The sequence below is a fragment of the Streptomyces canus genome, from assembly GCF_030816965.1.
Classification (GTDB): domain Bacteria; phylum Actinomycetota; class Actinomycetes; order Streptomycetales; family Streptomycetaceae; genus Streptomyces; species Streptomyces canus_E.
In genome coordinates this window covers 3,357,021-3,372,409 of record NZ_JAUSYQ010000002.1, presented here as the reverse complement: position 1 = coordinate 3,372,409, position 15,389 = coordinate 3,357,021, and the positions used below count along the sequence as shown (strand labels likewise).

Below are 15,389 nucleotides of genomic sequence, written 5' to 3'. Positions count from 1 at the left end.
CCGTGACGCCGGCGAACCACGGTCGCTCAGGGCCCGGCGAGCGTTTCCTCGATGGCCCGCATCCCCACCGCTGCGAGGACCGGGTTCTTTCCGCCCCGGTAGTAGTGCACCGCGCCCACTCCCCAGAGCAGGGCCCACGCGCGTCCCCGCTCCCACGTGGCGTCGTCGAACTCCGCCGCCTCCCGGAACAGGCGGCGGCTCTCGCCGGTGAACAGGGTCCAGGCCGGGAGGGTGTCCGCCGTGGGCTCACCGGTGCCGAAGCAGCCGAAGTCGATGACCGCGGTGAGGCGGCCGTTCGCAGTGAGCAGGTTGCCGGGGAGGAGGTCGGCGTGGAGCCAGACGGGCGCGCGGTCCCAGTGCGGGAGTCGGACGGCCTCGTCGGCGAGGGCGGTCGCACGGGTCGCGTCCAGGATGCCGTGGGCGCCGAGGTCCCGGATCGCCAGCCGGGTGTCGTCGTCACAGAGGTGGAGGGGCCCAGCGCGGTAGGAGGCCGGCCCACCGGTGGCGTCGACCGCCCGCAACGCCGTGACGAACCGACCCAACTCCACGGCCGCCTCGGCGAGTTCGGCGATCGGTGAGTCGTAGGCGTTGTCCCCTGCCAACCACCGGTACACCCCCCAGGGCAGTCCGTATCCCCGACCGGGTTCCCCCTTCGCCAACGGCTCCGGCACGGCCAGCGGAAGATGCGGTGCCAGCACGGGCAGCCACCGCTGCTCGAAGTCCACCTGGTAGCCGCCACCGGGCAGCCGCGGCAGCCGTACGACCATGTCGTCCCCGAGCCGGTACATCGCGTTGTCGGTGCCGGCCGAGTCGACGCGGGTGACGGGGAGTTCGCCCCACCGCGGGAACTGGTCCGCGATCAGCCCGCTCACCAGCTCCGTGTCGATGTCGAGCTCGTCGGCGTGCATCTTCGTGGTGGACGACACGGGACTCCGGGGGAGAGGGGCGGACGGCGGCGATGGAGCGTATCCGCGCGTCCGGCGCCGACGCCATCGCTTTTCGTCAGCCCGCGGTGCCGGAGGCGAACCCCTGCGCGAGCGCGCGGTGCCGCTCGGCGACCCGCCTCGCCTCGGCCGGGGTGACGGAAGAACCCGGCAGGCCGCCGATGCGCTCGATCTCGTCGGCGAAGCGAAGATGCTCCGAGCGGGCGTGCTCCCGGCAGGGCAGGCACGTCACGTGGTCCGGTCGCGGCGAGGTCATGGCGTACGGCACCCGCAGCCCGCACCCGGTGGGGACGACGCTCGGCAGGTCCCCGGCCAGGCCGAACGTGGCCGCGAGCATGTTGCGGACGGCGGCCTCGCCGCGGACCACCTTCACCTCGACATGGATGTGCGGATCGTCCTCGCCCACGTGCCCTCCTCGTCCCACGGGTACGGCCGCCCCGGAACCCGAGGCGGCCGCGTCACACTCAGGGGACCGGTGAACGTCAGTTCACGTTCACCGCGCTCCAGGCCGCCGCCACCGCGTTGTACTCCGTGCTGCCCGCGCCGTACAGATCCTTCGCCGCGTTCAGTGTGGCCGTCCGCGCCCCCGCGTAGTTGGTCGAGGATGTCATGTAGACCGTCAGCGCCCGGTACCAGATGGCGCCCAGCTTGTCGCGGCCGATGCCGGTGACCGTGGAGCCGTTGGAGGTGGGGGAGTTGTAGCTGACGCCGTTGATCGTCTTGGCGCCGCTGCCCTCCGCCAGCAGATACGCGAAGTGGTTCGCGACGCCGGAGGAGTAGTGGACGTCGAGGTTGCCGACCGAGCTGCTCCAGGAGTCGGCGGAGCTGCCGTCCTTGGAGGGCTTGTCCATGTAGCGCAGGGCGTCGCGTCCGAAGCCGGAGCGGACGATCTTCTCGCCGATCAGATAGTCGCCGGTGTCCGAGGAGTTGCCCGCGTAGAACTCCACCAGAGTACCGAAGATGTCGGAGGTCGCCTCGTTGAGGCCGCCAGACTCGCCCGAGTAGGTCAGCGCCGCCGTCTTCGAGGTCACGCCGTGGGACATCTCGTGGCCCGCCACGTCCAGCGACACCAGCGGACCGAGCTGGGTCCCGTCACCGTCGCCGTACGTCATGCAGAAGCAACTGTCGTCCCAGAAGGCGTTGTTGTAGTTCGTGCCGTAGTGGACGCGGTTGTAGGAGCCCTTGCCGTCTCCGCCGATGCCGTTCCTGCCGTGGACGTTCTTGTAGTAGTCCCAGGTGACGTCGGTGCCGTACTGCGCGTCCACCGCCGCCGTGGCCCGGTCCGAAGTCGCCCCCGTCCCCCAGTGGTTGTCGGCGTCGGTGAACACGGTCGACGGCGCCCGGCTGAGGCAGATGGTCAGGAAGCACAGGTCGGTCTTGTTGGCCGCGTCGCCGGTGTAGGTGTTCCCGCGGGTCGCGTCCTTCAGCTGGTACGTCGACCCCGACTGCGTCGTCTGCAGCGAAACCGTCCCGCTGTACAGCGACTTGCCGTCGCCGGCCGCCTGCTCGATGCTGTCCCACGCGTCGATCTGCGCGCCCGTCCGCGCGTCGGTGAGCACCGTCCGCGCCACCGGGTTGCCGAGGGAGTCCTGTGCGGCGGCGTTCGTCTGCCAGGCCAGCTTCGGCGCTCCGTGCAGGGCGTCGACGACCAGCTGCGGCTTGGCGGTCAGCTTCTTCAGCGTCTCGCCGAGGTTGGCGGCCTTGAGGGCGTTCGCCGCGAGGTCGGCCGCCTTCGGGGCGGACAGGACCGGGGTGACGCTGGCGAGGGATATCGCGCTCCTCGTGGCGCGCGAGGAGCTCTTGTACGCCCCGTTCGGCGCGAGGTGGACCACGAAGTCGCCGCCCAGTACGGGCAGTTGGCGGTAGGTGCGGTCGTAGCGGACGTGCTGGGTGCCGTCGGCGTCGACGATCACGTCACGGACCTTCGTGGCCTGGGCGGAGGTGAGGCCCAGCGCCGAGGCCCGGTCGGCCAGGACGGAGGCGGCGTTCTCGAGCGCGGTGGCCCTGGTCGGTCTGTCGGCCGCACCGGCGGCGGGGGAGAGGGCGGCGGCCAGCAGGGTGGCGGCGACTCCGGCGGTGGCGAGACGGCGGGAACGGGCACCTCGGACGTACGGCCGTATCCGACTCATCGGTCTCCTCTGAAAGGCGCCAACGCGGCGCGTGGGGTGGCGCGGACGTTGACGAAGATTTAAGAGGTCATGACAAGCCGTGTCCATACCCCGTCACGTGCAGGTTTGTGAGAGGAGAGAATCGTTTCTGTGACCCCTGCGAGACTCCCGTTCTTCGTCTACGGCACCCTCCGCCCCGGCGAGGCCAACCACGACCTCTTCCTGCGCGGCCGTATCCGCTCCGAGGAGCCGGGCCGACTCACCGGCGCGCTGCTCTACGACGGCCCCGGCTATCCGTACGCCGTCGAGGAGACCGGGGGCGAGGTCATGGGGGAACTCGTCACCCCACGGGACGACGTCTACGCCGAACTGCTCGCCGCCCTCGACGAGTTGGAGGAGTACACCCCGGGAGACCCGCGCAACCTGTACGAACGTGTCGCCCGCGAGGTGATGCGCACGGCCGACGGCACGTCGGTGCGTGCCTGGGTCTATGTAGCGGCTCCCCCCGTCGCCGCCCGTCTGCGCACCCGCGGCAAGCTGATCGAGAGCGGCGACTGGCTGCTCGGGTGAGCTACCGCTCCACGGCCTCCACCCGCACCGCGCACGCCTTGAACTCCGGCATCCGGGACGTCGGGTCCAGCGCCGGGTTGGTGAGGGTGTTGGCGCGGCCCTCGCCGTACCAGTGGAAGGGCATGAAGACGGTGTCCGGGCGGATGCCGAGCGTGATGCGGGCCGGTGCCACGGCCCGCCCGCGCCGTGAGACCACGGCGACCGGGTCGCCCTCGGCCGCCCCGAGCCGCTCCGCGAGCCGCGGGTGCAGCTCCACGAACGGCCCCGGCGCGGCGGCGTTCAGCTCGTCCACCCGGCGGGTCTGCGCCCCGGACTGGTACTGCGCCACGACCCGGCCGGTCGTCAGCAGCACCGGGTACTCCTCGTCGGGCTCCTCCGCGATCGCCCGGTGCGAGACGGGGACGAAGCGGGCCCGGCCGTCGGGGGTGGCGAAGCGGTCCAGGAAGAGGCGCGGGGTGCCGGGATGCACCACCGTGTCCTCCGTCGGACACGGCCAGAACACCCCGTTCTCCTCCGCCAGCCGCCGGTAGGTGATCCCGGAGTAGTCGGCGGGGCCGCCCGCGCTCGCCCGGCGCAGCTCCTCGAAGACCTCCTCGGGGTCGGTCGGGAACCCCTTCTCCACCCCGAGGCGGTCGGCGAGTTCGTGCATGACCTCCAGGTCGCTGCGGATGCCGTCCGGCGGCGTGATCGCCTGACGGCGCAGCAGCACCCGTCCCTCCAGGTTGGTCGTCGTGCCCGTCTCCTCGGCCCACTGCGTGACCGGCAGGACCACGTCCGCGAGGGCGGCCGTCTCCGAGAGGACGACGTCACAGACGGCAAGGAAGTCCAGGGACTTGATGCGTTCCTCGATGTGCGCGGCGTGCGGCGCCGACACCACCGGGTTGGAACCCATCAACAGCAGCGACTTGATGTCCGTGCCGAGCGCGTCGAGCAACTCGTAGGCGCTGCGCCCCGGTCCGGGGAGCGAGTCGGGGTCCACGCCCCACACCTCGGCGACATGCGCCCGCGCCGCCGGGTCGTCCAGCTTGCGGTAGCCGGGCAACTGGTCGGCCTTCTGGCCGTGTTCGCGCCCGCCCTGTCCGTTGCCCTGCCCGGTCAGACAGCCGTACCCGGACAGCGGACGCCCCGCGCGGCCGGTCGCCAGGCACAGGTTGATCCACGCGCTCACGGTGTCGGTGCCCTTGGACTGCTGCTCGGGCCCGCGCGCGGTGAGCACCATCGCGGACTCGGGCTCGCAGAACAGCCGTACGGTCTCCCGGAGCTGGGGCACCGGAACGCCGGTGATCCGCTCCACGTACTCCGGCCAGTGGGCCATCGCGGCGGCCCGCGCCTCCTCCCAGCCGGCCGTGCGCTCACGGACATACTCCTCGTCGACCAGCCCCTCGGCGACGACCAGGTGCAGCAGACCGAGCGCCAGCGCGAGGTCCGTCCCCGGCCGGGGCATCAGATGCAGGTCGGCCTGTTCGGCGGTCTTGGTGCGGCGCGGGTCGATGACGATCAACGTGCCGCCGTTCTCCCTCAGTTCGGTGAAGAACCGCAAGGCCGGCGGCATGGTCTCGGCGAGGTTCGAGCCGACGAGGATCACGCAGCCGGACTTCGGGATGTCCTCCAGCGGGAAGGGCAGCCCCCGGTCCAGGCCGAAGGCCTTCATGCCGCCGGCCGCGGCGGACGACATGCAGAAGCGCCCGTTGTAGTCGATCTGCGAGGTGCCGAGGACGACCCGCGCGAACTTGCCGAGTGTGTACGCCTTCTCGTTCGTCAGGCCGCCCCCGCCGAAGACCCCGCACGCGTCCGGGCCATGCTCCGCGCGCGTGCGGGACAGCGCCTCGGCGATCCGGTCCAGTGCCTCGTCCCAGCCGGCGGGCACGAGCGTGCCCCCGGAGCGCACCAACGGGGAGGTCAGGCGCACCCGGGACGAGAGCACCGCGGGTGCCGTACGGCCCTTGCCGCACAGCGCCCCCCGGTTCACCGGGAAGTCCGCGCGCTCGCTCACCTCGACGGTCCCGTCCGGAGCGGGGGTCAGGTTCATGCCGCATTGCAGGGCGCAGTACGGGCAGTGCGTGGGCGTCGCGGAGTTCTGCATGCCTTTCAGCGTGCTTCCGCCGTGTTACGCCGGGAACGGCTCCGTGTTACGCGGCCAAGACGGCGACCTCCCGATCGGCGCCCAGGAGCGGTGAGGCGCACACTCGTCCACCTGGGAGTCGACGCAGGGCGGTACGGATGTTGCGTGCGATGTGAAAGACGCCACATGTGGTGCGTCCGTTGCCCTCGCCACCCGTCCGGTCCGCGAGGGCGTACTTCAGTACCGGCGCAGGAAGCTCCGCACCTGTCCGGTGGCGGCGCCGAGTACCCGTCGGCCTCAGCGGCGGGCCGAGGCCAGCGCGTCCGTCACACCCGGCTCCTTCGGCCCCAGGAACCGCGGATCCGGCCGGAGCACCACGTCCACAGCCGCCTTGCCCGCCGCGAAGAGCTCCCGGGTGCCGCCGTAGTACCACGTGGCGTCGTGCTTGGCGTCGACACCGATGCCGTACGACGTGACACCCGCCGCCTGGCAGAGCGCGACCGCCCGCCGGATGTGGAACCCCTGGCTGATGAGCACCGCCTTGTGGACCCCGAAGATCTTCCTGGCGCGGACGCAGGAGTCCCAGGTGTCGAAACCGGCGTAGTCGCTGACGATCCGCGTGTCCGGAACGCCGTGCCGTGTCAGGTACGCGCGCATGGCGTCGGGCTCGTCGTAGTCCTCGCGGCTGTTGTCGCCGGTGACGAGGACGACCTCGATCCGGTTCTCCCGGTACAGCCTCGCCGCCGCGTCGAGCCGGTGGGCGAGATACGGCGACGGCTCGCCGTCCCACAGCCCGGCACCGAAGACGACGGCCACCTCGGTGCGCGGCACATCGGCCGTCGTCCGCAGCCGGTCACCCGTCACGACGTACATCCAGGTCGACGGCAGCAGCGCGAGCACACACCCCGCCATCACGGCCTGCACGAGCCTGCGCCGCCCGGCACGCGTGCGTGGCAGGCGCGGTCTGCGCACCTTCGGCAGTCGCATCGGACGCCTCCCTCCCCGGTCGGCCATTCGACAACCAGAGACGTGCTGTCAGGCCGATCGGTTCGCCCGCCGGTGCGTGACCAGCCTCACTGCCGGACGAGAATGCCCAGGTCACGCAGCCTCACACCCCCACACCCCGCGTGGTGAACCGTCGGAAAGCACGCGTTATTGCCGTGAAACGGGGTGGCAACCTCAGGCCGTCACCATCGTTCCATGAACCGGATCAGCAGCCAGCTCGGCCTCGTCTCCCTCGACGACAGGCGCCGCCCCGAGCCGCCCGCGCTCGTCCTGGTCGCCCACGGCAGCCGCGACCCGCGCACCCTGAACACGGTCCACAGGCTCCTGGACCAGGTCCGCGAGCAGCGCCCCGGCCTGCCGGTGCACCTGGGCCACATCGAGCTGAACGAGCCCCTGCTGCCGGACACGCTGGCGTCCCTGGGTACGGCGGAGGCGGTCCTGGTCCCCCTGTTGCTCAGCCGCGGCTACCACGTGAAGCGCGACATCCCGGAGATGGCGGCGGCCTCCGCGGCACGCACACGCGTGGCTGCCCCGCTGGGCCCGCACCCCCTTCTTGTGGAGACCCTGCACGCTCGCCTGATCGAGGCAGGCTGGAGCACGAACGAGGAGACCCGCCGTACCGGCGCGGTGGTCCTTGCGGCGGCGGGCTCCCGCGACCCCGACTCGGCGGTGGACACCCGCCGCACGGCTCATCTTCTGTCGGACCGCCTGGGCGTCCCGGTGGTCCCGGCCTACGCCTCCGCGGCGACCCCGACGGTCGACACGGCGATCCGCGCCCTGGCGGCGCGAGGTCGCGACAGGGTGGCGGTGGCGTCGTACTTCACCGCCCCGGGTCTGTTCGCGACCCAGTGCGCGGAGAAGGCCCCGTGGATCGCCTCGGCACCCCTGGGCACCCACCCCGCGATGGCGGACCTGATCCTGCACCGCTACGACCAGGTCACGGGCCGAAGGGGCGCGACCAGCCAGGAACTCCCCGCACTGGCCGTGTGACAGCACCCGGGGGACGTACCGGCGAAATGTCAGCCCCTGCCCGTACTGTCAAGACATGCCGTACGACCTGCAGTCAACCGAACGCTGGGCCCCAGAACCCGACAAACGCCCCGGCCGCACCGCCTTCCAGCGCGACCGTGCCCGTATCCTCCACTCCGCCGCGCTCAGAAGGCTCGCCGGCAAGACACAGGTCGTCACACCAGGAACCCGCAGCCACGCCTGGGACGCCAGCCCCCGCACCCGGCTCACCCACTCCCTTGAGTGCGCCCAGGTCGGCCGTGAGCTCGGCGCAGCGCTCGGCTGTGACCCGGACCTGGTCGAGGCCGCCTGTCTGGCCCACGACCTCGGCCACCCCCCGTTCGGCCACAACGGCGAACAGGCGCTGAACGAGTTCGCCGACGACTGCGGCGGCTTCGAGGGCAACGCCCAGTCCCTGAGGCTCCTGACCCGCATCGAGCCCAAACGCTTCACCGACGAGGGATCGGTGGGACTGAACCTCACCAGAGCCACCCTCGACGCCGCCACCAAGTACCCCTGGCCCCGCGGAGCGCACCCGTCCCGGAAGTTCGGCGTCTACGAGGACGACCGCCCCGTCTTCGACTGGATCCGCAAGGACGCCCCGGGCACCCGCACCACCTTCGAGGCCCAGGTGATGGACTGGGCCGATGACGTGGCCTACTCGGTCCACGACGTCGAGGACGGCCTGCACGCGGGCCACGTCGACCCCAACTGCCTGCACGCCGAACCGGAACGCCGGGCCGTCTTCGAGGTGGCCCTCGGCAGGTACGTCCCCGCGGACACCGACCCGGCGGAACTCGCGGAAGCGCTCGACCGCCTCCAGGACCAGCCCTGGTGGCCGCACGGCTACGACGGTGCGGCCGTCGCGCAGGCCCGCCTCAAGGACGCCACCAGCCAGCTCATCGGCCGCTTCTGCCTGTCCGCCGAAGCCGCCACGCGCGAGCGGTACGGCACCGGGAGACTCACGAGATACGACGCCGAACTCGTCGTACCGCACGAGACCCGCCTGGAGTGCGCGGTCCTCAAGGCCGTCGCCGACCGGTATGTCATGCAGCGCGCCGAGCAGGAGCGGCTGCGGGCCGATCAGCGGATCGTCGTCGCCGAACTGGCCGACGTGCTCACCGTCCGCGCCCCGGACGGCCTCGAGCCCCAGTTCCGCGCGCTGTTCTACGACGCGCCCGACGACCGCGCGCGCAAGCGGGTGATCGTCGACCAGATCGCGTCCCTCACCGACGCGTCCGCCCGTTCGCTTCACGCCCGTCTCACGGGACACCTGTGATGCTTGCGGGACACCTGTTGTGTGGAGGAGACGGGAGTGACATGGATCGAGACCGAATGTGACCCTCCGTGGCCTGATCGAGCCACTCCCTCTTCCCCCATCACACTCCGTGCGGGACGCTCCCATGTGGCGGCACCCGCTGTGTTTTCTGGGGAGACACCCCCCAGACCCCCCGTAGGAGGCATCAAGTGGTCGACGCGGATCAGACATTTGTCATCGTCGGAGGAGGTCTTGCCGGCGCGAAGGCGGCCGAGACGCTCCGCACGGAGGGCTTCACCGGCCGCGTGATACTGATCTGCGACGAACGCGACCACCCCTACGAGCGCCCGCCGCTCTCCAAGGGCTACCTCCTCGGCAAGGAGGAGCGCGACAGCGTCTTCGTCCACGAACCCGCCTGGTACGCGCGAAACGACATCGAGCTGCACCTCGGCGAGACCGTGGACGCCATCGACCGTACGGCGAAGACGGTCCGCTTCGGCGAGGACGGCACCGTCGTCCGCTACGACAAGCTGCTGCTGGCGACGGGCGCGGAGCCGCGCCGTCTGGACATCCCGGGGACCGACCTCGCGGGCGTCCATCACCTGCGCCGCCTCGCCCACGCCGAGCGTCTCAAGGGCGTCCTGGCCACCCTGGGCAGGGACAACGGCCACATCGTGATCGCCGGCGCCGGCTGGATCGGCCTGGAGGTCGCGGCGGCGGCCCGGGAGTACGGCGCGGAGGTCACCGTCGTCGAACCCCTGTCGACCCCGCTGCACTCGGTCCTGGGCCCCGAGCTCGGCAACCTCTTCGCCGAGCTGCACCGCGAGCGTGGTGTCCGCTTCCACTTCGGCGCGAGACTGACGGAGATCGTCGGGCAGGACGGCATGGTTCTCGCGGCCCGTACCGACGACGGCGAGGAGCATCCCGCGCACGACGTCCTCGCGGCGGTCGGCGCCGCCCCGCGCGTGGCTCTCGCGGAGGCGGCCGGGCTCGAACTGGCGGACCGGGCGCACGGCGGCGGTGTCGCCGTGGACGAACAACTGCGCACCTCCGACCCGGACATCTACGCGGCGGGCGACGTGGCCTCCTTCCACCACGCCCTCTTCGGCAACCGGCTGCGCGTCGAGCACTGGGCCAACGCGCTCAACGGCGGCCCGGCGGCGGCGCGAGCGATGCTGGGCCGCCAGGTGACGTACGACCGGGTGCCCTACTTCTTCTCCGACCAGTACGACCTGGGAATGGAGTACAGCGGCTGGGCGCCCCCGGGCACGTACGACGAAGTGGTGATCCGGGGAGACGCCGGGAAGCGGGAGTTCATCGCCTTCTGGGTGAAGCAGGGCCGTGTGCTGGCCGGGATGAACGTCAACGTGTGGGACGTCACGGAGCCGATCCAGAGCCTGATCCGCTCCGGGGCTCAGGTGGACACCGAGGCGCTGGCGGACCCGCACGTTCCCCTCGTCAGCCTCGTCCCGTAGGTGTCAGTACCTCCCCGTAGACTTCACGCGTGGCAGGACGGATCAACGACGAGGACGTGAAGGCGGTACGGGACGCGGTCCCGATCGACGCCGTGGTGTCCGAGTACCTCCAGCTGCGCAACGCGGGCGGGGGCAACCTCAAGGGCCTGTGTCCCTTCCATGACGAGAAGTCGCCGTCCTTCCAGGTCAGTCCGAGCAAAGGCCTCTTCCACTGCTTCGGCTGCCAGGAGGGCGGCGACACCATCACGTTCGTGATGAAGGTCGACCACCTCTCCTTCTCCGAGGCGGTCGAGCGCCTGGCAGGCCAGGCCGGCATCACCCTGCGCTACGAGGAGGGCGGCTACAACCCCTCCCACCAGCGCGGCGAGCGCATCCGCCTGGTCGAGGCCCACAAGATCGCCGCCGACTGGTACATGGAGCAGCTGGCCACCAGCCCGGAGGCCGACACCGGCCGCCAGTTCCTCGCCGAGCGCGGCTTCGACCAGGCCGCGGCCGCGCACTTCTCCGTCGGCTACAGCCCCCAGGGCTGGGACCACCTCACCCGCTTCCTGCGCGGCAAGGGCTTCACCGACAAGGAGATCCTGCTCTCCGGTCTCGCCCAGGAGGGCCGCCGCGGCCCCATCGACCGCTTCCGCGGCCGCCTGATGTGGCCCATCCGCGACATCGGCGGAGACGTCGTCGGCTTCGGCGCGAGAAAGCTCTACGAGGCGGACAACGGACCCAAGTACCTCAACACACCCGACACGGCGATCTACCGGAAGTCCCAGGTCCTCTACGGCATCGACCTCGCGAAGAAGGACATCGCTAAGGCGTCCCGCGCGGTCGTCGTCGAGGGCTACACCGACGTCATGGCCTGCCACCTCGCCGGCGTCACCACCGCCATCGCGACCTGCGGCACCGCCTTCGGCACCGACCACATCAAGATCCTGCGACGCCTCCTCATGGACAACGGCTCGGCCCGCGTGATCTTCACCTTCGACGGCGACTCGGCCGGCCAGAAGGCGGCCCTGCGCGCCTTCGAGGACGACCAGAAGTTCGCCGCCGAAACCTACATCGCGATCGCGCCGGACGGCATGGACCCCTGCGAGCTGCGCCTCGCCAAGGGCGACGAGGCGGTCGCCGACCTGGCCGAACCCCGCACCCCGCTCTTCGAGTTCGCGCTGCGCCAGATCGTCGTCCGCTACGACCTCGACACCCCCGCCGGCCGCGCCGCCGCCCTCGACGAGGCCGCCCCGATCGTCGCCCGTATCAAGAACAGCGGCGCCCAGCACGAGGTCGCGGTCCAGCTCGCGGGCATGCTCGGCATCCTCGACACCCAGTTCGTGGTCAAGCGGGTGGCCCAGCTGGCCCGGTGGGCCCGGGACCGCGGCGGCAAAGGCCCGGCCCCGTCGGGACGCGGCCCGCAGCAGCAGCCGTACGACAGAGCCCACCGCCCCGCCGTCTCCGGCCCCGCCCTCACCCTGCGCAACCCCGTCTACGCCACCGAGCGCGAGCTGCTCAAGCTCGCCCTCCAGCGCCCCGAGCTGGTCTCCCCGGCCTTCGACGCGTACGGCATCGACGAGTTCACCGCCCCGCCCTACGCCGCCGTACGCCAGGCCATCATGGACGCGGGCGGCGCGGAGTACGGCGTGCAGGACTCCCAGGACTACCTCGTCCGGGTCCGCGAGGCCGCCCCCGACGACGCGGTCCGCGCCATGGTCACGGAGCTGGCCGTCGAGGCGATCATGCGGCGCACGGTCGACGAGAACTACGCCGGCGAACAGCTCGTCACGGTCCGCCGCCGCGCCGTGGAACGCCGTATCCAAGAGATCCAATTCACCGTGAGGCGCCTGGAGGCGGGTGGCGATCCGGCCCAACTGGCTGCCGCGAAGAACGAGCTGTGGGTTCTCCAGCAGTACGACCGGGCCCTGCGCGACCAGGGTGCTGCCGCGCTCTGACGCTGCGGTTCCCGTACGCCTTTCACGTGGTTTGGGGTCGTCGCCCCGCCTACTCGTAAGGCAAAGTAACCAGGCGGTCACGGACCGGACTCAAAAAGTCCCCGCACGCCCCTCGTGGCGGCGATGTGTCGTACTCCACACTGGGTTCCGGTGCCTGAGTCCTCGGAGCGCGGCCGATCCGTCCCCAGCGGGTCCCAGACCCCCGCGGTTCCGCTCATCGCGTACGGGACGGACAGCGGCGAGGCCGCCGACTCCGCCCCCGAAGTACCGCTGCCGCACTCCTTGGCAGCGATCATCCTGGAGGTCGCCCCCGTGCAGACCCAGACCCTGACACAGACCGAGAACGGTACGGACGACACGACAGAGCAGGACGCCGAGACCGACGTACTCGTCGCGGTGCCCCCGCAGAGCCGTGTCGCGCACCACCCCGAGGCGGAGCCGGACACCCCGCCCGCGGAAGCCCTCGAGAACGTGGAGACCGAGCCGGTCGAACCGCCCGAGCCGCCCCGCGGCCGCGTCGACACCGGCGGCCCGTCCTCGGACCTGTTCCGCCAGTACCTGCGGGAGATCGGCCGTATCCCGCTGCTCACCGCGGCCGAGGAGGTCGACCTCGCCCGCCGGGTCGAGGCCGGCCTGTTCGCCGAGGAGAAACTGAGCAACGCCCCCGACCTGGACAGCCAGTTGGCGCTCGACCTGGACCGCCTGGTCGTGCTGGGCCGGATGGCCAAGCGTCGCCTCATCGAGGCGAACCTGCGTCTCGTCGTGTCCGTCGCCAAACGGTACGTCGGCCGCGGCCTGACCATGCTCGACCTGGTTCAGGAAGGAAACCTGGGCCTGATCCGGGCGGTCGAGAAGTTCGACTACGCCCGCGGCTACAAGTTCTCCACCTACGCCACCTGGTGGATCCGCCAGGCCATGTCCCGGGCCCTCGCCGACCAGGCCCGGACGATCCGCGTCCCGGTCCACGTCGTCGAGTTGATCAACCGGGTCGTCCGCGTCCAACGCCGCATGCTCCAGGAACGCGGCTACGAACCGACCCCGGAAGAGGTCGCGACCCACCTCGACCTCACCCCCGAGCGCGTCAGCGAGGTCCTGCGCCTGGCCCAGGAACCGGTGTCGTTGCACGCGCCGGTCGGCGAGGAGGACGACGTCGCCCTCGGTGACCTCATCGAGGACGGCGACGCCGCCTCGCCGGTCGAGTCGGCGGCGTTCCTGCTGCTCAGGGAGCACCTGGAAGCGGTGCTGTCGACCCTGGGCGAACGCGAGCGCAAGGTCGTGCAACTCCGGTACGGCCTGGCCGACGGGCGCCCCCGCACGCTGGAGGAGATCGGCCGCATCTTCGGCGTCACGCGCGAGCGGATACGGCAGATCGAGTCCAAGACACTGAACAAGCTGCGGGACCACACCTTCGCGGATCAGCTGCGGGGTTATCTGGACTAGTCGGCCGCCCACAGGGCGAACGGATGTGCTGGCTAAGGTGCGCCCATGCACCACAGCCACGTCGACGGCGTACCCGTTCTGCGGTCCTCCGAGCCGGGGCCGCTCCACGCCACCCTGCGCTTCGGCGTCGGGGCCCGCGACGAGACGTATCGCACGCGGGGCGTCACTCGCCAGGTCGCCGCCCTCGCCGCGCACGAGACGCGACGACGGCTCCCCGTAACAGCGGAGCCCGTCGTGTACACCGGCGTCGAGGAGACCCGGTTCACCGTCTCGGGCACCCCTCAGGAAGTCACCGACATCCTGAGGACCCTCTGCCGTGCCCTGGGCGAGCCGCCCACCGGCCGGCCCGACGAGACGGCGTTCAGCTGCGACGACGAGGCGGCCGTATCCCTCCACCCGCTGGCCGCCGCCGCCCTCAACGCCCGGTACGGGGCGCAGGCCGCCGGCCTGCTGGGGCAGGAATGCACCGGCTGCCTGCCGCCGACCCCGGACATGCTGCGCACGCACGCCGCGACCTGGTTCACCCGCGCCAACGCCGTCCTGACCCTGACCGGGCCCGACCCCGTCGGCCTACGGCTGCCTCTGCCGCCCGGCGAACGCCCGCACCGCTCGGCACCCAAGGCCCGCTACCCGCGCGCCTCCTGGACCCACCGGGGCATCGAAGGCGTGGCCGTCTCCCTGGAGGCTCCCGCCGGGTCCGCTGCCGTGGCGGTCGCCCACCGGATCGTCCGGGAACGGATGACCGCCGCCCTCGCCCGCCGCTCGGCGTCCGCCGCTCCGGCCGAGGCGGCCACGGTGCCGCACGACTCCGACACCGACGTCCGGCTGCTGTTCACCCCGGCCCCCGCGGGCGACACCGAGGAGGTCGCCGCGACGGTGTGGTCGGAGGCGCTGCGCCTGGCCAGGATTGAACCCGCGCAGGACGAGGTGGACCGGCACCGCGACGGTCCGGGAAGTGCCGGTGCACAGCCGTGCGCCCTCGACATGGCCGCCCGCACCGCGCTGTTCGGGACCCCCTGTCCCCTGGAGGGCGTCACCCCCGGCGACGTGCGCGACGCCTGGCAGCGGGCCATGGCCGGGGCTCAGCTGGTCGTCCCGGAAGGCCTGCTCCTCCACCTGGCCGGACCGGACGGCCGCCGGCTGTGGTGCACGTCCTGCTGGACCTGGGACGAACTCCCGCCGTGGGGTGAGGCGTTCCACGAACCCCTGGTGAAACGCGCGTTCCGCCGTGCTGGAGAACGCCATTGGACGGTTCTGACGCCGGAGGCGGTGGTGACATGCCGTACCGGCGTCCATCACGCGCTCCGCTTCGACGATGTCGTCGCGCTTCAGCGGTGGGGACCCGAGCGCGTCCTGATCGGCCGGTGCGGCTGTGACATCGGCATCGACCCGGCCTGGTACCGGGGCGGGCGGCGGCTGGTCCGCGCCGTGGACGAGGCCGTCCCGGCGGAGCTCGCCTTCGACGGCGCCGAAGGGGGCCGCCCACCGGAGGGACGGCCCCCACACGCCTAGTGAGCCGGTTTTGAGTTCTCCCGTCGCCACTTGAGTCGTGTTCCGTTTCGGATTGCGGCTTGGGCGGTGA

At 71.4% G+C, this 15,389-nt stretch carries 12 protein-coding genes; 7 read left to right on the top strand and 5 right to left on the bottom strand.

The features are described 5' to 3' along the window. Positions 1-26 precede the first annotated feature (26 nt). From QF027_RS16375 to QF027_RS16365, 3 genes are all read right to left on the bottom strand, one after another. Positions 27-926 (bottom strand): aminoglycoside phosphotransferase family protein, encoded by a 900-nt coding sequence (locus QF027_RS16375; RefSeq protein WP_307075314.1) that lies wholly within the window; start codon positions 924-926, stop codon positions 27-29. 76 nt (positions 927-1,002) lie between these two features. Continuing rightward, complete coding sequence (locus QF027_RS16370) at positions 1,003-1,350, bottom strand: hypothetical protein (RefSeq protein WP_306981585.1); 348 nt, start codon at positions 1,348-1,350, stop codon at positions 1,003-1,005. 76 nt (positions 1,351-1,426) lie between these two features. Then, a complete protein-coding gene (locus QF027_RS16365) occupies positions 1,427-3,073 on the bottom strand; it encodes a M4 family metallopeptidase (protein WP_307075312.1) in 1,647 nt (548 codons plus the stop codon). Positions 3,074-3,202: 129 nt separating this feature from the next. On the opposite strand from QF027_RS16365, the gene QF027_RS16360 reads away from it, so the two are divergent. After that, positions 3,203-3,622, top strand: a complete 420-nt coding sequence (locus tag QF027_RS16360) for a gamma-glutamylcyclotransferase family protein (protein ID WP_306981589.1) — start codon at positions 3,203-3,205, stop codon at positions 3,620-3,622. Position 3,623: 1 nt separating this feature from the next. Here QF027_RS16360 and QF027_RS16355 read toward each other — a convergent pair whose 3' ends face one another. Continuing rightward, on the bottom strand, positions 3,624-5,705 hold the full coding sequence (locus QF027_RS16355; RefSeq protein WP_307075310.1) for a molybdopterin oxidoreductase family protein: 2,082 nt from the start codon (positions 5,703-5,705) through the stop codon (positions 3,624-3,626). A gap of 276 nt (positions 5,706-5,981) precedes the next feature. Then, the gene (locus QF027_RS16350) at positions 5,982-6,671 is read right to left on the bottom strand and encodes a SanA/YdcF family protein (RefSeq protein WP_306981594.1); all 690 of its coding nucleotides are present in this window, start codon (positions 6,669-6,671) and stop codon (positions 5,982-5,984) included. Positions 6,672-6,884: 213 nt separating this feature from the next. Between QF027_RS16350 and QF027_RS16345 the strand changes: the two genes are divergently transcribed. From QF027_RS16345 to QF027_RS16320, 6 genes are all read left to right on the top strand, one after another. Continuing rightward, positions 6,885-7,679, top strand: coding sequence for a sirohydrochlorin chelatase (locus QF027_RS16345; protein ID WP_307075308.1), 795 nt, complete (start codon positions 6,885-6,887; stop codon positions 7,677-7,679). A gap of 55 nt (positions 7,680-7,734) precedes the next feature. Further along, complete coding sequence (locus tag QF027_RS16340; protein ID WP_307075306.1) at positions 7,735-8,976, top strand: deoxyguanosinetriphosphate triphosphohydrolase; 1,242 nt, start codon at positions 7,735-7,737, stop codon at positions 8,974-8,976. 188 nt (positions 8,977-9,164) lie between these two features. Further along, entirely contained in the window at positions 9,165-10,430 is a 1,266-nt protein-coding gene (locus QF027_RS16335; RefSeq protein WP_306981600.1) for an NAD(P)/FAD-dependent oxidoreductase, read from the top strand. Positions 10,431-10,459: 29 nt separating this feature from the next. Further along, the gene (dnaG, locus tag QF027_RS16330) at positions 10,460-12,367 is read left to right on the top strand and encodes a DNA primase (protein ID WP_306981602.1); all 1,908 of its coding nucleotides are present in this window, start codon (positions 10,460-10,462) and stop codon (positions 12,365-12,367) included. A 150-nt stretch (positions 12,368-12,517) separates the two neighbouring features. Next, complete coding sequence (locus QF027_RS16325; RefSeq protein WP_306981604.1) at positions 12,518-13,807, top strand: RNA polymerase sigma factor; 1,290 nt, start codon at positions 12,518-12,520, stop codon at positions 13,805-13,807. A 45-nt stretch (positions 13,808-13,852) separates the two neighbouring features. Beyond that, on the top strand, positions 13,853-15,319 hold the full coding sequence (locus QF027_RS16320) for a hypothetical protein (protein ID WP_307075304.1): 1,467 nt from the start codon (positions 13,853-13,855) through the stop codon (positions 15,317-15,319). Positions 15,320-15,389 lie beyond the last annotated feature (70 nt).